This window comes from Actinobacillus delphinicola (assembly GCF_900638385.1).
In the GTDB taxonomy this organism is placed as follows: Bacteria; Pseudomonadota; Gammaproteobacteria; order Enterobacterales; family Pasteurellaceae; genus Actinobacillus_C; species Actinobacillus_C delphinicola.
Genome location: NZ_LR134510.1, coordinates 231578 through 255323, shown reverse-complemented (window position 1 = coordinate 255323; position 23746 = coordinate 231578). Strand labels below are relative to the sequence as shown.

At 38.1% G+C, this 23746-nt stretch carries 24 protein-coding genes; 10 read left to right on the top strand and 14 right to left on the bottom strand.

Annotated elements, in window-relative coordinates; translation table 11 throughout:
• Positions 1 to 30: 30 nt before the first annotated feature.
• From rbsK to fucP, 3 genes are read right to left on the bottom strand one after another with little or no spacing between them, the layout of a single operon-like run.
• Positions 31 to 960: a ribokinase gene (gene rbsK, locus EL259_RS01155; RefSeq protein ID WP_232019061.1), complete on the bottom strand. Its 930-nt coding sequence runs from the start codon at positions 958 to 960 to the stop codon at positions 31 to 33.
• Positions 957 to 1982, bottom strand: coding sequence for an aldose 1-epimerase family protein (locus tag EL259_RS01150; RefSeq protein WP_126598230.1), 1026 nt, complete (start codon positions 1980 to 1982; stop codon positions 957 to 959). The genes rbsK and EL259_RS01150 overlap by 4 nt, the downstream gene beginning before the upstream one ends.
• Positions 1983 to 1991: 9 nt before the next feature.
• Positions 1992 to 3317 carry an L-fucose:H+ symporter permease gene (fucP, locus tag EL259_RS01145; RefSeq protein ID WP_126598228.1) on the bottom strand — a complete coding sequence of 442 codons (1326 nt, stop codon included), beginning with the start codon at positions 3315 to 3317 and terminating at the stop codon, positions 1992 to 1994.
• A gap of 341 nt (positions 3318 to 3658) precedes the next feature.
• On the opposite strand from fucP, the gene EL259_RS01140 reads away from it, so the two are divergent.
• The gene (locus EL259_RS01140; RefSeq protein WP_126598226.1) at positions 3659 to 4036 is read left to right on the top strand and encodes a winged helix-turn-helix transcriptional regulator; all 378 of its coding nucleotides are present in this window, start codon (positions 3659 to 3661) and stop codon (positions 4034 to 4036) included.
• A 58-nt stretch (positions 4037 to 4094) separates the two neighbouring features.
• Here the strand turns inward: EL259_RS01140 and radA are convergent, their stop codons facing one another.
• Positions 4095 to 5474 carry a DNA repair protein RadA gene (radA, locus tag EL259_RS01135; protein WP_126598224.1) on the bottom strand — a complete coding sequence of 460 codons (1380 nt, stop codon included), beginning with the start codon at positions 5472 to 5474 and terminating at the stop codon, positions 4095 to 4097.
• Complete coding sequence (locus EL259_RS01130) at positions 5474 to 6553, bottom strand: CYTH domain-containing protein (RefSeq protein WP_126598222.1); 1080 nt, start codon at positions 6551 to 6553, stop codon at positions 5474 to 5476. The genes radA and EL259_RS01130 overlap by 1 nt, the downstream gene beginning before the upstream one ends.
• A 197-nt stretch (positions 6554 to 6750) precedes the next feature.
• Between EL259_RS01130 and EL259_RS01125 the strand changes: the two genes are divergently transcribed.
• The 7 genes from EL259_RS01125 (at position 6751) to EL259_RS01095 (ending at position 13063) form a co-directional block, all read left to right on the top strand.
• A complete protein-coding gene (locus EL259_RS01125) occupies positions 6751 to 7431 on the top strand; it encodes a TIGR00153 family protein (protein WP_126598220.1) in 681 nt (226 codons plus the stop codon).
• Positions 7432 to 7446: 15 nt separating this feature from the next.
• Complete coding sequence (locus EL259_RS01120; RefSeq protein ID WP_126598218.1) at positions 7447 to 8706, top strand: inorganic phosphate transporter; 1260 nt, start codon at positions 7447 to 7449, stop codon at positions 8704 to 8706.
• A 78-nt stretch (positions 8707 to 8784) separates the two neighbouring features.
• On the top strand, positions 8785 to 9405 hold the full coding sequence (locus tag EL259_RS01115; RefSeq protein ID WP_126598216.1) for a TIGR04211 family SH3 domain-containing protein: 621 nt from the start codon (positions 8785 to 8787) through the stop codon (positions 9403 to 9405).
• Positions 9396 to 10538 (top strand): multifunctional CCA tRNA nucleotidyl transferase/2'3'-cyclic phosphodiesterase/2'nucleotidase/phosphatase, encoded by a 1143-nt coding sequence (gene cca / locus EL259_RS01110; protein ID WP_126598214.1) that lies wholly within the window; start codon positions 9396 to 9398, stop codon positions 10536 to 10538. Before EL259_RS01115 ends, cca begins: the two co-directional genes overlap by 10 nt.
• Positions 10539 to 10556: 18 nt before the next feature.
• Positions 10557 to 11204: a lipoprotein insertase outer membrane protein LolB gene (lolB, locus tag EL259_RS01105; RefSeq protein WP_126598212.1), complete on the top strand. Its 648-nt coding sequence runs from the start codon at positions 10557 to 10559 to the stop codon at positions 11202 to 11204.
• A gap of 2 nt (positions 11205 to 11206) precedes the next feature.
• Complete coding sequence (gene ispE / locus EL259_RS01100) at positions 11207 to 12076, top strand: 4-(cytidine 5'-diphospho)-2-C-methyl-D-erythritol kinase (protein WP_126598210.1); 870 nt, start codon at positions 11207 to 11209, stop codon at positions 12074 to 12076.
• Between the two features lie 36 nt (positions 12077 to 12112).
• Positions 12113 to 13063 (top strand): ribose-phosphate pyrophosphokinase, encoded by a 951-nt coding sequence (locus EL259_RS01095; RefSeq protein ID WP_126598208.1) that lies wholly within the window; start codon positions 12113 to 12115, stop codon positions 13061 to 13063.
• A 59-nt stretch (positions 13064 to 13122) separates the two neighbouring features.
• Here EL259_RS01095 and EL259_RS01090 read toward each other — a convergent pair whose 3' ends face one another.
• The 9 genes from EL259_RS01090 to rsxA all read right to left on the bottom strand — a co-directional run bounded on the left by EL259_RS01090 (position 13123) and on the right by rsxA (position 22199).
• A complete protein-coding gene (locus tag EL259_RS01090) occupies positions 13123 to 13656 on the bottom strand; it encodes a TIGR00645 family protein (protein ID WP_126598206.1) in 534 nt (177 codons plus the stop codon).
• Positions 13657 to 13698: 42 nt separating this feature from the next.
• The gene (locus tag EL259_RS01085) at positions 13699 to 15420 is read right to left on the bottom strand and encodes a protein-disulfide reductase DsbD (RefSeq protein WP_126598204.1); all 1722 of its coding nucleotides are present in this window, start codon (positions 15418 to 15420) and stop codon (positions 13699 to 13701) included.
• Between the two features lie 160 nt (positions 15421 to 15580).
• The gene (gene nth / locus EL259_RS01080; protein ID WP_126598202.1) at positions 15581 to 16216 is read right to left on the bottom strand and encodes an endonuclease III; all 636 of its coding nucleotides are present in this window, start codon (positions 16214 to 16216) and stop codon (positions 15581 to 15583) included.
• A gap of 8 nt (positions 16217 to 16224) precedes the next feature.
• Positions 16225 to 16941, bottom strand: a complete 717-nt coding sequence (locus tag EL259_RS01075) for an electron transport complex subunit E (protein ID WP_126598200.1) — start codon at positions 16939 to 16941, stop codon at positions 16225 to 16227.
• Positions 16942 to 16944: 3 nt separating this feature from the next.
• Positions 16945 to 17589, bottom strand: coding sequence for an electron transport complex subunit RsxG (gene rsxG, locus EL259_RS01070; protein WP_126598198.1), 645 nt, complete (start codon positions 17587 to 17589; stop codon positions 16945 to 16947).
• 2 nt (positions 17590 to 17591) lie between these two features.
• On the bottom strand, positions 17592 to 18677 hold the full coding sequence (rsxD, locus tag EL259_RS01065) for an electron transport complex subunit RsxD (RefSeq protein ID WP_126598196.1): 1086 nt from the start codon (positions 18675 to 18677) through the stop codon (positions 17592 to 17594).
• Entirely contained in the window at positions 18670 to 21027 is a 2358-nt protein-coding gene (gene rsxC / locus EL259_RS01060; RefSeq protein ID WP_126598194.1) for an electron transport complex subunit RsxC, read from the bottom strand. The genes rsxD and rsxC overlap by 8 nt, the downstream gene beginning before the upstream one ends.
• Positions 21028 to 21042: 15 nt before the next feature.
• Positions 21043 to 21618, bottom strand: coding sequence for an electron transport complex subunit RsxB (rsxB, locus tag EL259_RS01055; RefSeq protein ID WP_126598192.1), 576 nt, complete (start codon positions 21616 to 21618; stop codon positions 21043 to 21045).
• Positions 21618 to 22199: an electron transport complex subunit RsxA gene (gene rsxA / locus EL259_RS01050; protein ID WP_126598190.1), complete on the bottom strand. Its 582-nt coding sequence runs from the start codon at positions 22197 to 22199 to the stop codon at positions 21618 to 21620. The genes rsxB and rsxA overlap by 1 nt, the downstream gene beginning before the upstream one ends.
• Before the next feature lie 404 nt (positions 22200 to 22603).
• On the opposite strand from rsxA, the gene xseB reads away from it, so the two are divergent.
• Positions 22604 to 22843: an exodeoxyribonuclease VII small subunit gene (gene xseB, locus EL259_RS01045; RefSeq protein WP_126598188.1), complete on the top strand. Its 240-nt coding sequence runs from the start codon at positions 22604 to 22606 to the stop codon at positions 22841 to 22843.
• An 18-nt stretch (positions 22844 to 22861) separates the two neighbouring features.
• Positions 22862 to 23746: a (2E,6E)-farnesyl diphosphate synthase gene (gene ispA / locus EL259_RS01040; protein WP_126598186.1), complete on the top strand. Its 885-nt coding sequence runs from the start codon at positions 22862 to 22864 to the stop codon at positions 23744 to 23746.

Here is a 23746-nt window from a genome sequence, read left to right as displayed (position 1 = left end):
GATTGTCGACCTGCTAACGATGTTAATTTTTTAGATTTTACCAGATAACTGCGGGTATTGTTGTAAAAAATCTTCCTTATTTAGGTAAGAAGTTTGTGTCCCTAAACGGGTAACAGAATCTGCCGCATAGTGGTTTGCTATTTCAATGGAATGGGCAATATCTTTTGATTTGCAATACATGCTTGCAAAGCAACCGATAAACGCATCTCCCGCCCCTGTAGTATCTTTGGCATTTACATTAAGTGGAGGAAAATACTGTTGTGTCTTTTCGGAAAGCCACAGCACACCTCGTTGTCCCATAGTTACGATCACATTTTTTACGCCTGCATCTCGTAATGTCATCGCTGCATTGCGAATTTCGTCTTCAGTTTCGACAGGCATTCCAGTGAGTAAGGATAGTTCTGTTTCATTAGGGACGATAAACTCGCAACTTTTTACCTTATCTAAAATAAGATCTGGCTGAGCGGGTGCAGGGTTGAGTAAAACTGGAATATTATGTTCTTTACCGAATTGAACTGCAGCATAAACGGTTTCAGTAGGGATTTCTAATTGTAAAACAATGAGTTGGCATTTTTTGATATCTTCTGCTGCAGATTGAATATCGCTTGCACTTAAATAACTATTTGCCCCCTTTACGATAATAATTGAATTATGGGAAAGTGGATCGACAAAGATAGGAGCAACACCGCTAGAAGCGTTTGTTCTTAAAACATAATCTGTTGAAATACCATTTGCTTGGAAATTAGCAATGGTATTATCGGCAAAAATATCATTGCCAACACGAGTCAACATCAGGACATCAGCTCCTAAACGAGAGGCGGCAATGGCTTGATTAGCACCTTTTCCACCACAACCCATTTTAAAGTCTGGTGCTTCAAGGGTTTCGCCTTTTGTAGGCATACGAGTGATATAAGACACCAAATCGATCATGTTAGATCCAATAACGGCAATTTTCATCATGATTGCTCCTTAATTCCAGTTAATACATGAAAAGATCGCGTTTGTTGCGGAGCAAGCCAAGATAAAGTATCAGCTTTTTCTGCAGCAAGGTAGCCCTCAGGGCGACTAGTAGCAGGGAGAATAAAAGCAGCAACTTGTTGATCAGGATTTTTTAAAATCCAACGAGTAGCATGTGGAAATTCTTTGCTAGAGAATTGTGTAAAGAATGTGGTTTTTGTTGCTGGATCAGTTAATGTAAACGTGAGATTTTTTCCGTATTTTGCGAGATTATCGGCAAAATAGACAATTTCTGGATCATAGTAATGTGGATAAATCAGCGATTGATCATCAATCTCACCAGCAACGATTGCCGAATTAAATGCTCGCCATTCTGCGGTTGGTTTCACATGCGCAGGAATACTGCCACGTAAACAGAAAGCTGAATTAGGAATATCCTGTGCCATGATGCCGTTATCTATATAGTTATAGTTTAGATGACACATATACATAAGTGGCATATCTTTATATGCAGATAAATTGGTTACATCCATTCCAATCGTAAATGCCGTGGCATTCTTTTTAAGAGTAATACTTGGTTTAGCACGATAATGATAACCAAAACCTTGAACGTATTCGTAATCGCTAACTAAGCGAATGCTTTGTTCGGTGACCTCTAACCAGGCAGTACCCATCGGCGCACATGGAAATTCGCCATGTAACGGATGTGTATCTTCGGGAGCGGGGCAACCAGAACTTAGTAGCCCAGAATGGAAAGCAAAACAACCGTAGGTATCGACAATCACATTACCTCGTTTAGGTTGTTTAAACATGTTTTTCATTTTCAATGAGATACTATCGAAATTAGCATCCCAAATCATTTGTCCCATGAAAGGTAGAATTTCCAAATATCCACGTGAGTTACTGATTTTAAGTGCTGGAATATTATCAGGATAGCAAAAACTTTCTACGCAAAATGCATCAGATTGCAGGAGAATTTGTTTCTTTTCTGTAAAGTAAGTTTGATATAGAGGAATACGATACATTTTCTTCTCCTATTTATCTTGTAAATTAATTTTTTGTAGATAAGCAAAATAGATAAGAACAACACAGAAACAGATGAGTGATACCACAAAGGCAGTTTGCATAGAACCTGTGATGTCAGAAGTTAATCCTTGGACTACTGGAATTGCTGCACCACCAATGATTGACATAACAATGATTGCCCCACCTGTTTCGGTGTAACGTTTATCTTTAATTGCATCAAGAGTACGAGCATAAATAGTTGCCCAACATGGTCCAAAGAGGGTAGAAGTCAGAATTGCGGCCCAGACGACACTAAAATCATGGACTAAGATGACATAGAGTAAACTTGCGATACCTAATACGGAATAACCAATAAGAACTTTATTTGGATTAAATTTGGTCATCAATAAGTTAGCAATAAATTTACCGAGGAAGAAGCCAATGAAAGCATAAATCATATAATTCGCTGCCATGCGTTCATTAAGACTAGGATCGAGTTGTAGCGCAAGACGAATGGTGAATGACCAAACAGCGGTTTGCATACCTACATATAAAAATTGGGCAAGGATACCGAATTTAAATAGGCGATTTTTAGCAAGATAGCGGAGGGTTTCCATGATACTTGCTTGGTTAGTTTGAGTTTTAGTTGCGGTTGGTTTGCAGCGTGGGAATTGGGTAATAGCAACAATGACTAATAGGACGACTAAAATCATAATCATGAACTGATAAGGCTGAAGCGTGCGTTGAAGCATTTGTTCCGCAAATTGACGTTTTGCCTCACCAGAAAGGGCGCCCATTTGTTTATGAAGTGGATCACCTTCAGTAAAGATTAAGTATTTCCCGAGTAAAATACCAGAAAGAAAACCGATAGGCGTAAAAGTTTGTGAAATATTTAAACGTAAAGTAGCACGTTCCTGAGAACCAATCATAGTGGAGTAAGTATTACATGATGTTTCTAGGAATGAGAGTCCCACTGCGATGCAGAATAAAGCACAAAGAAAAACAGAGTAGGTTGCCATGTGAGAAGCTGGGAAGAACATGGTGCAACCAATGATATAAATGGATAAACCGATTAAAATACTTAATTTATAACTCCAGCGACGAATAACACGGCTTGCTGGAATAGCAATGAGGAAATAACCGCCATAAAAGGCACTTTGTACGAATGCAGAAGCGAAGTCTGATAGGGTAAAAATTGTTTTAAATTGCGTGATAAGAATATCATTTAAACTTGCTGCCATGCCCCACATGGGAAAGCAAATAGATAAGAGTAAATATTGAAAAATTGGGGTTTTGTTAAGATACCCATTGGGGAGTTGTTCAACGTGTAATGGAATAAGGCGATCGAGCGACATATTTCCCTCCAAATAGTAAGTGCAGATGAATAAGGCTTATCATATTGAAAAATATAACAATATGTTGATGGGGCTAAAACTAACGGCTGATAGAACATATGTCAAATATAAATTTTTACATTTGTTAAGCCTGTCAAATTTTTGATAAATTTTTTTACAAAAAATCATCAAAATTAGGGAGATAATGAAAACGAAGTGAATCAATTGTATAAAGACGATAAAAAAAGCTACTATTTATTTCTGATTAGGGTAGTATTAACAACCTTTTTATGTTTATGCGAGGATTAGTGTGAGCATGTGGTACATGCCAGCTTTTAAATGCATCAAATTAAGGAGAATATATGCCAGATATCAGAGATAATAAAATTAGCTGTTCAAATTATCAATGTGAGATTGAGGTTACTTTAGAAGTTTTATCGGGAAAATGGAAATCCTTAATTTTATGGAATTTACATCTACACGAGAAAATTCGTTATAACGAACTCCGCCGTCTCATCACTGGAATTACACAAAAAATGTTGACCCAACAATTACGTGATTTGGAAAAATACGGGATTGTTGAACGCATGATTTATCCAACGGTTCCGCCAATGGTTGAATATTCATTGACGCAATTAGGTAAGGATTTAATTCCGATTATGCAAAAGATGGATGAATGGGGTAAGGAATACGTAAAACACTATCAAGCCCAGATTGAAACAGGAAAGCATAATGCATAAATTTTTCTGAAAAATGAGGCGTGATAAAAAAGCCACTCTTTTAAAGTGGCTTTTTTATTTAGAATTGTTCTAGAATTTCCAGAGCATCAGCAAGCTTTTTCACAGTAAAGACTTGCATGTTAGGAATAGGATTTTTAGGACGATTGGCAAATGGGATGATGGCACGGCGGAAACCGTGTTTTGCTGCTTCGCTAATACGTTCTTGTCCACTCGGCACAGGACGAATTTCACCCGCTAACCCAACTTCACCAAATACGACTAAATCACGTGGTAAGCACTGATTACGGAAACTGGAAATTAAAGCAAGAAGTAGCGCTAGATCCGCACTGGTTTCTGTTACTTTTACCCCGCCAACTACATTAACAAATACATCTTGATCAGACATCATCAAACCACCATGGCGATGCAAAACGGCGAGTAGAAGAGCTAAACGATTATGTTCAAGACCTACGGCAACACGGCGTGGATTTGCTAACATAGAATGATCTACCAATGCTTGAATTTCTACAAGGAGTGGACGTGTACCTTCCCATAACACCATTACAGAACTCCCTGGTGTTTGTTCTTCACCACGGCTTAAGAAAATAGCAGAGGGATTTTTGACTTCTTTCAAACCTTGTTCGGTCATACCGAATACGCCTAATTCATTCACTGCACCGAAACGGTTTTTCTGGCTACGCAGGGTACGAAAACGTGAGTCGGCTTCCCCTTCCAGTAAAATGGAACAGTCAATACAGTGTTCGAGAACTTTTGGTCCTGCCAGTGTACCGTCTTTTGTCACATGCCCTACCATGATGATCGCAACTTGGCGAGTTTTAGCATATCGAGTTAGAAAACTTGCACATTCACGGACTTGGGCAACACTACCTGGTGATGATTGAATGTCAGCTAAGTGCATAACTTGAATAGAATCCACAACGATAATTTTAGGTTTTAAATCATCAGCAAGGTGGCAAATATGCTCAACAGAGGTTTCTGAAAGCATATTTAACTTATCAGTTGGTAAACCTAAACGATTTGCCCGCATAGCGACTTGTTGTAAACTTTCTTCACCTGTTACATAAAGTGTAGGCATCTCATTTGCAAGATGACACATGACTTGTAGTAATAATGTACTTTTCCCCGCACCAGGATGCCCACCAATTAAGATGGCACTGCCAGGTACAATTCCGCCACCTAATACCCGATCAAGCTCATTAAAACCGCTAGTAAAACGAGGAGTTTCTTGAAGGCTAATTTCAGAAAGAACTTGGATTTTTCCTTGAGTTTCCCCCGCATAACCGCTTAAACGATCGTTACTTGATGTTGATTTTGCGCTAACCACCCGCACTTCACTGATTGTATTCCACGCTTTACATGCGGAACATTGTCCTTGCCAGCGAGAAAATTCTGCACCGCAGTCATTACATACATAAGCACGTTTTGGAGCTTTTGCCATTATTTTTCCTTATTCTTTTCATTTAAAACGATTAGCATTTCAATGATAAGTCGTTTTAGCTGTACGTTACAATATAACCAATCCCAAAGTGCTTGCACCGCTTTATCATTATTACGATCTTGACTATGTTCTTGCATGATTTGCTGAATTTGCTGGTAAGCATATTGGTTAAAAGAGGCAAAATCATGTACAAGTGTTGGAGAGAAAGCTTGCAAGATTTCAGGAGCTAAATATTCTAAATTTGCTATTAAATATTGCCCCATTTTAACATCGGTTATATAAGTATAAAGATTAAAAAAGGCACTAATTAATTGTACTGTGCGTGTAAAATCTTGACTAAAGTAAGTTTTTCCTAAACGCCATGCATTTTCGACTATGTCTTGCTCAAACGCTAAAATTGCTGGAATTTGTTGGTCTTGAGGTAATGTAAGAACTTTTTCCCATTGTGCTAAATAATCATCCATTTGTGCATGGTTATCTAAAGCGAGCCAGTAGCCTCGTGTGGCTTTATTGGTCGCACTTAACATTGCTCCGTTATCAGAGGAAAAATGATATACAAAGCTAAGGATGTCAATAGGTTTACCTTCTTTTAATTCAAATTCCAATTCGCAGATAATATCCTTTTCAGAAGCTCGAGGGCTAATAATTTCACCTTCATCAAGTGCAAGCTCAATTTGAGCTGCTCGATAGGGGATTAGCCATAGTTTACGTGTAAAATTTGTTTGAAATAAAGGTGAAAGTTCTTCTTGCTTACATGGGAGAGTAAGTGCAAATTTCTTTTGTAATGCGGTTAGATCTAGCTTATCATCGGGAAGATCTATGTTGTATTCTGGATGAGAATGGAGTCCCCCTGTTACTTGACCCGCTAATTTAATTGTAAGAATGAACTGATTTTTTATTTTTCGGATTCTTAAAATAGATTTTTGGCGAGATAAGGCAAGGTCAGGTGTATCATAGTAAGTGTTGATGAGCGTCTGCTGTTTTTGTGAATAGTTGTTGTAAGATTCCAAGTTAGCAGAAAGCTTAAAAAGAAAATCTGGTCGTAAACGAAGTTTTAATTCAATTTCATTGTTTTTCATGAATTTTATTCCATAAAAGGGGTAAATGAGGTAGCTATAAGGGATTATTTTAAGATAACTTGTTAAAAAGTTATACAAAAAGAGCCTTATTTACAATAATTTTCTTGGAAAATGTCATTTTTAAAAATTAATTAAGGTAGAATACTGCGAGTTTATTTAACACCGCCTGTATTTTCTACAATGAGAGGAATAACATTATGGCAATAAACAATATACTTGGTCTTTTCGCCAATTCTCCATTTAAACCTATTCAAAAACATTCAGAAAAGGTTACAGAATGCTGTAATTATTTGATTGAGTTTTTTGAAGCTACTTTCCAGGATAATTGGGATAAAGCAGAAGTATTGCGTCAAAAAATTGCGGACGCGGAAAAAGAAGCAGATATGTTGAAAAGGGATATCCGTTTAAAATTACCGCGTGGCCTATTTATGCCAATTGCTCGTACGGATTTATTAGAGCTAACTACCCAACAAGATAAATTGGCAAATTATGCACGTGATATCGCGGGACGTATGATTGGACGTCATTGTACTTTCCCACCGGAAATGCAAGATAAATTTATGGCATATGTACGCCGTAGTTTAGATGCGACCATGCAAGCAAATCGTGTTATCACAGAAATGGATAATTTATTAGAAACTGGCTTTAAAGGTCGTGAATTTGAATTAGTCAATCATATGATTAATCATCTTGATTCCATTGAAGATGATACCGATCGTATGCAAATTGAATTACGTTTAATGTTACGTAACGTGGAATCACAATATAATCCAATTGATGTTATGTTCTTGTATAAAACACTTGAATGGATAGGTGTGCTAGCCGATCAAGCACAGCGCGTTGGTTCTCGTATTGAACTAATGTTGGCTCGCGCCTAATTTTTGGGGAACCTTATGGAAATTATTCAACAATACGGCACCTTGCTCGTCGTTATTACTGCTGTTTTTGGCTTCTTTATGGCGTTTGGGGTAGGGGCTAACGATGTTTCTAACGCAATGGGAACATCAGTTGGTTCTGGTACTATCACTGCCAAACAAGCAGTCATCATAGCATTGATTTTTGAATGCGCAGGCGCGTATTTGGCTGGGGGAGAAGTAACGCAGACAATTCAAAGTGGGGTAATCGATCCCGCAGAATATGTCAAAATGCCTGAGGTATTAGCGTTAGGGATGATGTCTGCTTTACTTGCCTCTGGTTTGTGGTTGATCATTGCATCTAAATTTGGTTGGCCAGTATCCACAACACATACAATTATTGGTGCTATGATAGGGTTTGCCTGTGTCACAGCAGGCGCTCATGCTGTACATTGGCATGAAATCTTAAATATTGTGGGTAGCTGGGTTATTACACCATTTATTGCAGGGCTTATTGCCTATATCATTTTCTTCAGTACGCAGAAATTAATTTTTGATACCGAAGAACCCGCTAAGAATGCACAAAGATTTGGTCCGTATTATATGGGGCTTACGATTGTTATTATCAGTATCGTAACGATGACAAAAGGGCTTAAACATATTGGATTAAATCTTAGTGTACCTAGTATCACTAGTATTTCTATTCTTATCGGTATTGTTTCTGTTGTTCTAAGTCATTATTACTTCCGTAGTGAACGTTTTCAGCGCCGTGGTAAAGGAACTTTTGGTGCCGTAGAACGTGTATTCAGTATTCTTATGCTTTTAACAGCATGTGCGATGGCTTTCGCACATGGTTCTAATGATGTTGCAAATGCAATTGGACCATTGGCAGCCGTTGTATCTATTATGGATCACCAAGGCGTAGTTGTCGGTAATGTCACTATGGCATGGTGGATTTTACCATTGGGTGCATTGGGTATCGGAATTGGATTGATCGTAATGGGACGTACCGTTATGGCAACCATTGGTTCTGGTATTACTGATTTAACACCATCTCGTGGTTTTGCTGCACAATTTGCAACAGCCGTAACTGTTGTATTGGCATCGGGTACAGGCTTACCGATTTCTACCACTCAAACCTTAGTCGGGGCTATCCTTGGTATTGGATTTGCACGTGGTATTGCGGCATTAAATCTAAAAGTTATCCGTAATATTGTTGTTTCATGGGTGATTACATTACCAGCAGGTGCATTATTCGTGGTTATTATTTATGCATTGCTGCGTATGTTTTTTCATTAGAAACTAAGGTTACTTTGTAATTAAAAAAAAGTGCGGTAGAATTTTCCCGCACTTTTTTATTACCTATTAGGATGGATTATGTCTAAAAAATTTCTAAAATTTTTATTGGGAATGGCAGTATTTTCATATGCGGTGCCAAGTTTCGCAGATGGTTCTCAAATGTATATTACCGAGAATTTACAAACCTACATGCGTTCAGGCGCAGGTGATCAATACCGCATTACGGGTTCTTTACTAGCTGGGGCGCCTGTCACCTTATTAGGACAAAAAAATAAATATTCTCTTATCCGTGATGCCCGTAATCGTAATGGATGGGTTTTGACGAAAGAATTGAGTGATCAACCAAGTAGCAAAGAACAAAATCCAATCTTAAAAGCGAAAATTGATGCATTAACATTAAAATTAAATGGATTAGATGACAGTTGGAAACAACGTGTTAGTGAAATGCAACGCCGTACTACACAGGCAGAAAGCCAAAGCTCAGCATTACTGGAAGAAAATGCGAATTTAAAACGTGAAATGGATAGCATTAAAAGTAAAAATCGCAATCTTGAAGCAATGTTAGATGCAAATAAACAAGCAATTGCAATTCAATGGTTCATTTATGGCGGTTCTGTTCTTGGTGTAGGTCTTTTACTTGGTCTTATTTTACCTCACCTTATTCCAAGTCGCCGTCGTAAACCAAGTGGATGGGCGTAATATTGGTAGAATATTATTTAGTTGGTGGCGCAGTACGAGATAAATACCTTGGGTTAGAAGTTAAAGACAAGGATTGGCTCGTTGTTGGTGCGACACCAGCCATATTATTGGCACAAGGATTCCAACAAGTAGGGAAAGATTTCCCCGTATTTTTACATCCAAAAACTAAAGAAGAATACGCATTAGCGAGAACTGAGAAAAAAGCAGGTGTGGGATATACAGGGTTTATTTGTGATTTTTCTCCTAATATTACTTTAAAAGAAGATTTACTTCGTCGTGATTTAACGATTAATGCACTAGCGGAAGATCAGTATGGCGTGTTATATGATTTTTATGGCGGAAAATCGGATATAGAACAACGAATTTTACGCCATATTTCGCCTGCTTTTTGTGAAGATCCTTTACGCATTTTACGTGTTGCCCGTTTTGCAGCTCGATTCGCATCGCTAGATTTCACTATCGCGCCAGAAACGTTATCTTTAATGAAAGAGATGACTAAAGCTGGCGAACTGACAACCTTAACTCCTGAACGAGTATGGCAGGAAACGTTAAAAGCATTAGATACGACATCGCCAGTGACCTATTTTACTCTTCTTGAAAGTATTGATGCACTATCAGTACTTTATCCTGAATTGGCAGAATATTTATATCAAGATTCAGAGTTTTTGTATTTTTGTCAAAATGAAATCAATTCAATGCTTCCACTTGCACAAGAACGGGCGCTTTTTCATTTTACATTGATTTTTAGTGTTCTTTCTGAGAACGCTTTACAAGATTTATGTCGTCACTTGAAAGTACCGAATAATTTCAAACATTTTGCATTGATGTATCATCGATTCCGTCATCTTTTTGAAGATTATTCGGCGCTCACGGTTGCTGATGTGATTGCGTGTTTTAATCAAATTGATATTTGGCGGAAACCAGAATTGTTTGAAAAGTTGAAAATATTCATTGAATGGAAGAATCGAGAGAAGTCAACAATGGATACACTTTGGCAAGCTTATCAAATGGCTCAACAAATTGATGTACAACAAATTATTCAAGCAGGTTTTCAAAAGGCAGAAATTCGTCATGAATTAGATCGCCAAAGACAGGAACAAATTGCAAAAATTTTGCCGAAAAATGTGGCGTGATTATTTGAAGGATAAAATATGAAGAAATTATCACGAACTCTCGTAAATCTAGGCGGAGCAGTGGGATTAAGTTTCCTCCTCTGCAGTTGTAGTATGAATTTTACTGCACCAGCAGATAATGGCATTAATCTTTCTCATCATGATAAAGACTGGCAAAGCCATTTGCATCAAATTGAGAAAATGGGTGCTTACCAAGCCAGTGGGCAAATTGGTATTTTAACGCCTAAGAATCGCTACTCAAGTGCTTTCCAATGGCATTATCAAAATCCATTAGATTCGCAATTACATTTATCTGCCTTTTTAAATATGGCATCTATTGATGTGATGATGACAAAAGAAGGATTGGTGATTATCGATGATAAAGGTGTGAAACATACACATCAAGAAGCAGAAAATTTACTTTACCGTCTGATGGGGGCGCCAATATCACTTGCGCAACTTGCACAATGGTTAAAAGGGATTCCGCCACAACATACCTCTTATAAAGTGGGTGAAAATCACCTTTTAAAACAATTTACTTATCCAACACTAAATGGTGCATGGAAAGTAGATTATTTAACGTATCATCAAGATATCGCTGTGCCGATGCCAGAAGATATTTTATTAACTAATGGGACAACGCGTTTGAAAATCCGTATTAAACAATGGCAATGGGAAAATAAATAAAAATGATGACGACACCAATTACTTTTCCTTGCCCAGCAAAATTAAATTTATTTTTATACATTAATGGTCGCCGTGAAGATGGTTATCATGAATTGCAAACATTATTTCAATTCGTTGATTTTGGAGATGATTTAACGATCTCTTTGCGAGAAGACAATAAAATTATTGTCACCCCTGAATTAGACGATGTACCGATGGAGCGTAACCTGATTTATCGTGCGGCAAAACTTTTACAAGATAAAACAGGCTGTACGCAGGGGGCTAATCTTGATTTAGTCAAACGCTTACCAATGGGCGGTGGTGTTGGTGGCGGTTCATCTGATGCTGCAACTGCACTTGTTGCCCTTAATCTACTTTGGAAAACAAATTTATCACTAGATGAATTAGCACGCCTTGGATTGCAACTCGGGGCTGATGTGCCAGTTTTTGTCTATGGGAAATCTGCCTTTGCTGAAGGAGTGGGAGAAAAGTTCCAATTTTGTGAACCTGCTGAAAAATGGTACGTGGTTTTAAAACCTAATATATCTGTTTGTACAGCGACGGTATTTAATAATCCATTTTTAACAAGAAATACTCCTAAAAGAGGTATGGAAATTTGTTTAAATTCTCCCCATCACAACGATTGTGAAAAAGTTGTAAAAAACCACTATCCAGAGGTTGAAGAAACGCTTATGTGGTTGCTACAATATGCACCAGCTAGATTAACTGGAACAGGCGCTTGCGTGTTTGCTGAGTTTGATGACGAACAATCCGCACAGTCTGTTTTTGCTAAAAAACCACAAGCTGTATCGGGTTTTGTTGCAAGGGGAAGGAATATTTCACCCCTACACGAGTTTGTTGATCAGCTACATAAACAACGCAATTTATTGTAATTTTTCATTTAGAACTCTCGAGGTTAAAAATAAACGATGCCAGACATTAAAATTTTCGCGGGTAATGCTACACCAGAGCTTGCTCAACAAATCGCCAAACGACTTTATCTTTCTCTTAGTGATGCGACAGTAGGTCGTTTCAGTGATGGAGAAGTTCAGGTGCAAATTAATGAAAATGTCCGTGGTTGTGATGTCTTTATTATTCAATCTACTTGTGCACCGACAAATGACAATTTGATGGAACTAATTGTTATGATTGATGCACTTCGTCGTGCTTCAGCTGGTCGTATCACAGCAGTAATTCCATATTTTGGTTATGCACGTCAAGATCGTCGTGTACGTAGCGCACGTGTGCCAATTACTGCAAAAGTGGTGGCAGATTTCTTATCAAACGTGGGTGTAGATCGTGTTTTAACTTGCGATTTACATGCTGAACAAATTCAAGGTTTCTTTGATGTTCCTGTAGATAACGTATTTGGTTCACCAGTATTAATTCACGATATTTTGAAAAAAACCGATTTAGAAAATCCAATCGTGGTTTCTCCTGATATCGGTGGTGTTGTTCGTGCACGAGCAGTGGCTAAATTACTAAATGATACAGATATGGCAATTATCGATAAACGTCGTCCAAAAGCGAATGTTGCACAAGTGATGCACATTATTGGTGATGTAAAAGATCGTGATTGTATCCTCGTTGACGATATGATCGACACTGGGGGCACATTATGCAAAGCAGCAGAAGCATTAAAAGAGCGTGGTGCAAAACGTGTATTTGCTTACGCAACTCATGCAGTATTCTCTGGTTCTGCGGTTGAAAATCTTGCAAGCGATGCGTTGGATGAAATCGTGGTAACTGATACCATTCCACTTCGCCCAGAAATTAAAGCATTAGGCAAAGTGCGTGTGTTAACACTTTCAGCAATGCTCGCAGAAGCAATTCGTCGTATCAGCAATGAAGAATCTATTTCTGCAATGTTTAAAGAATAATCTTTAAAAGATTCTATAAAAAACCCAAGCATTAGCTTGGGTTTTTTGTTATTCATTAATTACTTACGTTTTTTATCAAAGGCAATTTTATCTACTAATGCTAATAAAACTGCTGAAACAACAAACACTAAATGGATCAGCGTTTGCCAGAATAAAGGATTTTGCAGTAAGGTCGCATGCGGTGGCAAATTAGCAAGCGTGGTGTCGATTACCATATATTTTTTTAGTAGGAAAATTGCCGAAATTGCTACAATAGAAGCTGAAACTTTCAATTTGAGTGTTCCAGAATCTAAATGGGATAACCACTTGATATGCGATGTATCGCCTGCTTTGTCAATTTTAGAAACAAAGTTCTCATAGCCTGAAAACATAACCATAACGATTAATCCACCAATTAGTAGCATATCGATCATCGTTAAACAAAGTAGAATAAAATTAGTTTCTGAAATCACCGTAATATGGGAAATCATTACCCATAATTCATGGAGAAAAACATAGGCCAGCCCAAGTAAAACAAAGGACATAGCTAAATAGAGTGGTGCTAATATCCATCGGGCTGCGAAAAGAACATTCTCAATAAATTTTTCGATCATAATTAATCCTTTTTATTTTTATTACCAATAATGCAAGCAAAATCATTTATTTTGCTTTTCTGCCTCATTTAATAATGTCATGAAATCCTTTGCATTTACAAAACCTGATAAACGAAGATTTTTTATTTCTTGGGCATTATGATCAAAGAATAACACAGCCGGTAAGCCAAGAATATGAAAATGTTCTAAAATTGCTTTATTTTCAGGGGTATTATTAGTCATATCTACTTTGATTAATAATAATTGTTTTAAGCGATCTTGAACTTGAGGTTGTGAAAAGGTTTTTTCATCAAGTTCTTTACAAGCCACACACCAATCCGCATGAAAATCGATCATCGCTAATTTTTGAGGGTTATTTTTAAGAAGTTGCTGGATATCGCTTAATGTGTTTGCTTTAACCCATGATAATTCAGTAGATGAATTCATTTGATAAGCAACTTGTTGTTCAGTATTGGTATGCCAAACCCAATTTTGTAGAGGTTGCACGCAGATAAATGCCAAAGTGAATGCGATAATGCGTAGTACAATCTGTTTCATTTCTAGTGCCAGATATAGGAAGAATGTTGTACCAAGTAATGCCCATAAACGCATAGACCATGCATCATCAATCAAACGGGAAAGTAAGAATATCGGCAATGCTAACATCACGAATCCAAAACTTGCTTTGACAATATTCAACCACGCCCCAGATTTCGGTAAGATTTTATTACCAAATAAAGTAATGAGAATTAAAGGGCAGCCCATGCCAAGAGCAAGGAGATAAAGTGTGAGTGCGCCGATACCTAAATTGCCACTCTGAGCAACATAAAGCAATGCACCAGAAAGTGGGGCAGAGGTACAAGGAGATGCTACCAATCCTGCAACCATTCCCATCACGAATACGCCACCAAATGCACCACCATGTTGTTTTTGGCTAATTTGCATTAATTTATTCTGCCAGCTTAATGGAAGTTGAAGGGTAAACAGTCCAAACATAGATAGTGCAAGCAGTACAAAAATAACGGAGAGTGTGATTAATACTGCTGGGCTTTGTAAAGCAATTTGGAATGGTAAACCCACCGCGGCAACGATTAATCCTAAAATGGTGTAAGTTAGTGCCATGCCTTGAACATAGGTAAAACTTAATGCAAAAGCACGCCATGTACTCGGACGTTGTTGTGAGCCAATTACTAGCGCTGATAAAAGCGGAAGCATTGGTAGAACGCATGGAGTAAAAGCTAGCCCTAATCCTAAGATAAAAAACCAGAAAACAGCATATTTGCTTTCAAATAATTCATGCGCAATAGCCGTAGCAGAACTTAAATTGTGAGGCTCGGCAGAAACATTGCTAGGTGTCGTTCCTGTTGCGCTCAGTGTAAAATCTTTAGTTTCTGGAGGATAACAAAGCCCTGTAGTACACCCTTGATAACTGACAGATAATATTGATTCATCAGATAAATGTTGCGTTGGAAGCGTAATATTTAAACTATTTTCAAAAATTTTGGTATCCCCAAGATATTCATCATGGTGAGTCATCCCTGCGGGAATCTCAAGATCAGGAAGTACCTTATTATTTATTTTCACGTTAATGCTATGACGATACAGCCAATAACCTGGTGCAATTTTCCAGTGTAATGTGATTTTTGATCCTTCTTGAATAAAAGTAGGTTGAAAGGCTTCATTTACAGGCAAAAAATTAGATTTTTCGCTGAAAAAGCTGGCGTGACTTATGATAGAAAATGCGAGGAGAAAAAGACTTAATAGCAAATAACGAATACGTTTCATAGCGGTTAAAGTTCCTAATAATAGACCCAAAAAAGTTTTACAAAATTATCAGAAAATCTAAAACTTGCAACTGATAATCGTTCATATTTATGATTTTTTATCAGAAAATAAAAGAAACGCCTTAAATTTCATAGTGTTTGAAAAGTAAGGCGTATAGAGATTAATCAATGTTTTTATCTGGAAATTCACAAAGATCAGAAATGACGCAAGAACCACAACGTGGTTTACGTGCGATACAGGTATAACGACCATGAAGAATGAGTAAATGATGCACGTCAATTTTAAACTCATCAGGAACAACTTTATTCAGTTTTTTTTCTACTTCTAAGACGTTTTTGCCTTCTGCAAATTTTGTACGATTGCAAACACGGAAAATATGCGTATCTACAGCAATGGTTGGGTGACCGAATGCAGTATTGAGGACTACATTAGCTGTTTTACGTCCAACACCTGGTAAAGCTTCAAGTGCTGCACGATCTTCAGGGACCTCGCCGTTATGTTTGTCTAATAACATACGGCAAGTTTTAATGATGTTTTCTGCCTTACTGTTATATAAACCAATCGTTTTGATATATTCTTTCAAACCATCGACACCAAGATCGTAAATAGCTTGGGGAGTATTTGCAATCGGAAATAATTTAGCCGTTGCTTTATTCACACCCTTATCTGTTGCTTGAGCCGATAAAATCACAGCAATTAGTAACTCAAATACCGAAGCATATTGGAGTTCGGTTGTTGGTTCAGGAATTGCCGCTTGCAAACGTTTTAGAATTTCAATACGTTTATGTTGGTTCATAAAATTCCTTATTTCTGTATCTTGCGATCGATAATATTTTTAAGTGCTAATAATAAAGCTAAGCCTAAAAATGCACCTGGAGGTAAAATTGCAAGAAGAAAACTATTATGTAAATGAAGGACATCCATATGTAAGCATGTTGCCCATTGTCCGAATAGATTTTCAATCCCCATAAACAATTTACCTGTACCTAAGAGTTCACGTAATGCACCTAAAAGGAAAAGAGCAAATGTCATGCCTAATCCCATGGAAAAGCCATCGAAAATAGAATGTAAAATTCCATTTTTAGAGGCAAACGCTTCAGCACGTCCAATAACGATACAGTTTGTTACGATCAAGGGAATAAAAATCCCAAGTGCTTGATAAAGCGTATAGGTATAGGCATTCATAAATAATTGGACCGCAGTTACTGTGGTTGCAATAATCATCACATAAATCGGAATACGAATTTCTTGTGGAATATGATGACGGAAAACTGAAATGATTCCATTGGTACACATTAAAACAACGGTGGTCGCAAGTCCTAAACCTAAACCATTTGTGATGGAGTTAGATACAGCTAATAGTGGGCAAAGACCAAGAAGTTGGACCAATGAAGTATTGTTTTTCCAAACACCTTGAATAAAAATATTACGCCACATGCTATCTTGTTTTTTACGAGCTTGGCTAACGTTTTTAGCCTCATCATCCAAGGCTTTATTAGAATCAATAGGAGATTCTTGCATGCATTATTCCTTATTTGTGTTTTGTGCTTCTTTCATGTCTTTTAGAATGGATAAAACAGAAACACTTGATAATTTAACTTGATTAACGACTGCACGTGGAGTGATTGTTGCCCCTGTAAATTGGTCAAATTCTCCACCATCTTTTTTTACTGCCCATTCTTTCATATTTTGAGGATTGTTAGGCTCAATAAATTTATGGGCAAAAGAGAGAATCCAATTAGAATGTTTTAATTCAATTTTATCTCCCAATCCAGGTGTTTCATTTTCTTCTGTTACTCGCACACCAAGTACTTCGCCTGCAGGCGTTAAGCCTACGATCAAATGAATTGGTCCTGAGTAGCCATTAGGTGCAATTGTTTCGAAAACATAGGCAACGGTTTTATCATTTTCTTTGGCAATGCACATTTGTTTGAGATTTTTATCATGTGCAAAGACACCATTTGGTTTGCCACAGGTTGCCAGAAGGTCATTATTGTACATATCGGTTGGTACAACCTGAGCGAGCAAATCCCGTTTTTGATTGGCAATTTCATCGGCAATTTGTGATCGAGTCAGGAAATAACTTCCCGCAGAAAGTGCTGTACATATAAAAGCGACTGCTGAAAGTAAAATGGCATTTTTACGTGTTACTTTAAAAATATTTTTCATAATTACATTCCTTTTACTCGATGACCTGATACATGTGGGCGTGTATATTGATCAATTAGAGGCACACAGATATTTGCGAGCAATACTGCAAAGGCAATCGCATCTGGATAGCCACCATAGTAACGGATAATATAAAGTAAGAAACCGATTAATGCACCGAAAATTAATTTACCTCGTGGCGTAATTGATGCGGTTACTGGATCAGTGGCAATGAAGAATGCGCCAAACATTGTTGCGCCACTTAGAAGTTCCCAAATAGGATTTGGAGCAAGTGGGGCAATGCACCAGTTAATAGAACAACAAATTGCAAAGGTAACCAGTAAGGCCGTTGGAATTTGCCAATGAATAATGCGTTTATAAAGTAAGAATAATCCGCCGACAAGGAAACATAAGTTAACTTGCGTCCAACCAATACTCAATGTCCACGCAGATGGTCCAAAAATAGAACTATCTGCAAAAATTGGCGATGATTTTATTTCATTAAGTGATGTTACGCCTTTTTCAAGTGCCGTACGGAGATCATTTAATGGTGTTGCTTGGCTGAGACCATCAATGGTAGCTGTTAATTGAGTAAGAGTCAGTCCTGCACTATTATGTCCAGTAAATATTAATAACCAACTATCCATAAAGCTTGGCGTATGTTGAAGTAGTTCAACAGGTGGCATCCAGGTTGTCATCGGAACAGGGAACGATACGAGAAGAACAGCATAGCCAACCATCGCAGGGTTAAATAAATTCTGACCTAAGCCACCATAAACTTGTTTACCTAATAAAATAGCAATCGTAATCCCCATTAGAATAATCCAATAAGGTGCATAAGGCGGAATAGCCATGGCTAAAATTAATGCGGTTAACGAGCCACTAAAATCTTTAACATAGAAGAAAGTAGGTTTATGACGAAGTTTTGTAACGATTAATTCTAGAATAAATGCCCAAATCAATGCGATGGCAGACTGAATAAGCACCCCATCACCAAAGTAATAAACTTCGGCAAAGAGGGCGGGTAACATCGCCCCCATAACCCAAAGCATAATTCTGGAAGTCAGTGCACCAGAGTGTGTATGAGGAGAACTGGCTAGTTTAAACATTATTTTTTCCCTTTTCAGCTTGTTGTGCTAATTTCTTGGCTTTAGCCCGAGCAATTGCTGCAGCGACCGCTGCTTTTTTCGGATCGATTTCTGTAGTTTCTCCAATAGGAGAGTTTTCTGAACTTGATTCGGTTTGCTGAGCAAGTTTTTTCGCTTTAGCTCGAGCAATTGCTGCAGCGACCGCCGCTTTTTTCGGATCAATTTCTGTATTTTCTCCAGTAGGAGAGTTTTCTGAACCTGATTCGGTTTGCTGAGCAAGTTTTTTCGCTTTAGCTCGAGCAATTGCTGCCGCGACGGCTGCTTTTTTCGGATCGATTTCTGTAGTTTCTCCAATAGGAGAGTTTTCTGAACTTGATTCGGTTTGCTGAGCAAGTTTTTTCGCTTTAGCTCGAGCAATTGCTGCAGCGACCGCCGCTTTTTTCGGATCGATTTCTGTATTTTCTCCAGTAGGAGAGTTTTCTGAACCTGATTCGGTTTGCTGAGCAAGTTTTTTCGCTTTAGCTCGAGCAATTGCTGCAGCGACGGCGGCTTTTTTCGGATCGATTTCTGTAGTTTCTCCAGTAGGAGCATTTTCTGAACCTGATTCGGTTTGCTGAGCAAGTTTTTTAGCTTTTGCACGTTCAAGTGCAGCAGCAACAGCTGCTTTTTTCGCATCTAATGCTGAATTTTGTGTTGGGGTAACTTGCTCGCTATTTTGCTCTGCCATTTTGGCTAGTCGGCGAGCTTTGCGTTGTGCCATGATTTCAGAATTATCTGGAACAATTTCACCATTTTCAGCTCGGCGAACTTTTTGAATAGTTGCACCTTCCAATTCTTTTTTCGCACGTAAACGCTCTAGTGCTGCTGCGACAGGATCAACACCATCTTGGTTGGCTACTTCAGCACGACGATTTTCAGCAAGTTTTTGCGTTCTTGCTTTGCGATCTGCCATTTCTTTTTCAATACGGGCTTGGCGTGCTTCAAAACGTAAACGAGCATCTTCTGATTTACGTTCTTTTTCTTTTGCTTCCCAAATTTTAGCTTTTTCTTGGCGAAAATATTGCACAAGCGGAATATGGCTTGGGCAAACATAGGCACAAACACCACATTCAATACAATCTTTTAATGCGTATTGTTGTGATTTTTCATGATCTTCTTCACGAGCAAACCAATAAAGTTGTTGTGGCAGTAAAGAAACGGGACACGCATCTGAACATGAAGAACAGCGAATACAAGCACGTTCGGGTTCACTCGGTGCATATTCAAGTGCATCTGGTGCAATTAAACAGTTACTGACTTTTGTAATAGGGGCTGAAATATCCGGTAAGATGAAACCCATAAGAGGACCACCGACAAATATCGGATAATTTGGGTGCGCACGGTAATTTACACTTTTGAGTAAATATTCCATTGGTGTACCTAAGCGTACCCAATAGTTTGCAGGTTGGGGAATATTATTACCTGTTACTGTTACAGCTCGTTCAATAAGCGGTTCATCGTCGATAATGGCGCGTTTAATCGCAAAAGTTGTTCCAACGTTTAGCATTAAGACTCCAATGCTGGATGAACGCTTACCGCTAGGGACTTCTTGTCCTGTTAGAAGATAAATTAATTGTTTAGCTGCCCCAGATGGATATTTGGTTGGGACAACACGGATATCAATATCGTTGATCCCATCTAATGCACGGCGTAAGGCGGAAATTGCCTCTGGTTTGTTATCCTCAATACCGATTACTACTTTTTCAGGATTAAGAATATGGCGAGCAATGCGTGCGCCTGTGATGATTTCATTCGCATAATCACGCATTAAGCGATCATCACAGGTGATATAAGGTTCGCATTCTGCACCATTAATGATTAGGAGCTTAACTTTTTCTTGGGCTGAATCAATTTTAGCCGCAGTGGGGAATACTGCACCTCCTAATCCTGCAATCCCAGCTCGGTAAATTCGTTGGACAAGCTCTTGTGCAGGAATATTTAAATATTCTTGTTCTGAAAGGGGATGCTTTTCGCACCATTCATCTTTACCATCTGCTTTGATATGAATACAGAGATCTTGCATGCCAGATGGATGTGCAACAACATACGGTGCGATTTTAGTAATCGTTCCAGATGTCGGTGCATGAATAGGTAATTCACGTAGGCCGTCACCAAGTGTGAGCATTTGTCCTTTAAGGACATAATCTCCTTCTTGCACCAAGAGTTCACCGTTTTTTCCTGCATGTTGATTAATTGGCAAATAAAACATTTCTGCCAATGGAGCAGGCTGTAATGGTTGTTGGTTGGACTGGCTTTTCATTTCTGGAGGATGAATACCGCCAGGGAAATTCCATACATTATTTTTGTTATATTCTGCGATAATATCGCTCATGTTTCCCTCGCCAATTTATTTTCTTTCAGAAGTGGTATCAACCACAGGAATAATAAGTTTCGGATCAAATTGCCAATTCCAATTTTGAATACTTGGCTTGATATCTTTCATACTAATACAATCTGTTGGACATGGAGCTACACAAAGCGTACACCCTGTACACAGATCTGGAATGACTGTATGAACACTTCGGTTTGTACCAATGATGGCATCGACAGGGCAAGCTTGGATGCATTTTGTACAACCAATGCACATATTTTCGTTTATAAAAGCGACTTGTGGGAGAGGATCCTCTTCTTCTAACGCTGTTTGGGGAACGGCAACCCCCATTAAGTCTGCAATTTTTACGATAACCTCTTTACCACCTGGAACACATTTTGTGATTTCATCACCATTGGCAACCGCTTCGGCATAAGGTTTACATCCAGGATAACCACATTGCCCACATTGACTTTGTGGGAGAATCGCATCAATTTTTTCTACAATAGGATCATCATCTACTTTGAGTTTTACAGAAGCAAAACCCAAGAGACCGCCTAAAATTAAGGCAAGAATTGCGATTAAAATAAGAATAATAGTAATTGTTTGCATTATGCTTTCACCAATCCAGCAAAGCCCATAAAAGCAACGGACATTAATCCTGCTGTTACTAATGCGATTGAAGCACCACGGAATGGAACAGGAACATCTGCACCAGCAAGGCGTTCACGAAGGGCTGCAAATAAAACAAGAACGAGGGCAAAACCAAGTGATGCACCAAATCCATAAACGACGGATTGAGTTAGGTTGTGAGCAAGATTTGTATTGAGTAATGCAACCCCTAGAACGGCACAGTTAGTCGTAATCAATGGGAGAAAAATACCAAGCAGACGATAGAGTGCCGGGCTTGTTTTACGAATAACCATTTCTGTAAATTGCACAACAACCGCAATGACTAAAATGAATAGTAATGTCCGTAAAAAAGGCGCATTAAACGGAATCAATAAATATCGATCAACAAGATATGAACACAAAGAGGCAACGGTCAATACGAACATGGTTGCAAGTCCCATACCTAGAGCACTCTCTATTTTGCGAGAAACCCCCATAAATGGACATAGTCCAAGAAATTTTACCAACACAAAGTTGTTTATAAGGGCCGTACTGATAATTAATAGAATATAGTCAGTCATTGGAATTTTTCACGATCCTACCTGTTTTAATTAAATGGTGCATTTTCCTCTTTTCTCGATTATTTGGCAAGTTTAGGGGAAATTTACGCATAAAAAAATGCCACTCAATAGAGTGGCAGGAGGTCTTAAGATGAATCATCATTAAGTTAAAAAGTAGGTATTAATCAACTCTCATTAATAAAGACTCACCAGATGAAAAAAAGTTCTGAAAATAATTTTGTTAGAGAAAAATTTATTTTGGTGAAGAAGAGGAGGGATAAATTAAATGAGTTATTAAAGTAAATAAAGATTAAAAAATATGCAAAATTGTTATTCAATGTACAATTCTACAGTTTACTTTTAACAAGATTGTAAAAATACAGTACAATACAGCCCTCTTTAAAAATTTTAAGGTAAGTGTATCCATGGCTAGTCAAGAAAATCTCGATTTTGAGCAAATAATGTTGCAACTAGAAAACCTAGTCAACCAATTAGAAAAAGGTGATCTTCAACTTGAAGATGCGCTAAAGTCCTTTGAAAAAGGAATTAAATTGGCTCAAGAAGGACAAGCAAAACTTCAGCAAGCAGAACAACGGATTCAGATTCTCTTACAAAAAAATGAAACTGCACAGCTTGCAGATTTTGAAGACACAGAGCCATTTTAACGGATTAAGATAACGATTATGTATTCATTTGTAGAACAATTAAAACAAACTCAAGACCGAGTTAATGATGTGCTGCGAGAACATTTATCACTAAATGAACCAAGTAAGCTCTTAGAAGCGATGAAATATGCCGTATTGCTGGGCGGAAAACGGATTCGTCCGTTTCTTGTTTATGCAACAGGTAGAATGCTAGGTGCAAAGGACGAAGCGCTTGATGCACCTGCCGCCGCAATTGAAGCGATTCATGCTTATTCTTTAATTCACGATGATTTGCCCGCTATGGATGATGATAACTTGCGTAGAGGGCAGCCAACTTGTCATATTGCGTTTGACGAAGCAACTGCAATCCTTGCTGGTGATGCATTACAGCCTTTTGCCTTTGAACTGATTGCGACAAGTGAAAAATTAACAGATAGTCAAAAAGTTAAATTGACAAAAATTTTAGCCGAAAATGCTGGCGTAAAAGGAATGTGTTTTGGGCAAAGTTTAGATCTAGAGGCTGAAGATAAAGAAATTGATCTTGTAAGTCTTGAAAAAATTCATCAGCACAAAACAGGAAATTTATTACGAGCAGCGGTAAAAATGGGTTTCGTTTGTTCTGAATATGCACAAGATATTATGATTGAGCAGGCATTAGATGATTATGCGACTGCGATTGGTCTAGCTTTTCAGGTACAAGACGATATTTTAGATATAGAGGGAGATAGTGCTGTGCTAGGCAAGACAGTTGGTGCAGATATTCAAGCACATAAAAGCACTTATCCTAAATTTTTAGGGCTAGATGGAGCTAAAAAGAAAGCAAATGCTTTGTATGAAGCGGCACTTTTAGCACTTGATAATGTACCTTTTGATACCACCACTTTACGTGAATTAGCAAAATTTGTTGTTAATCGACAAGCTTAA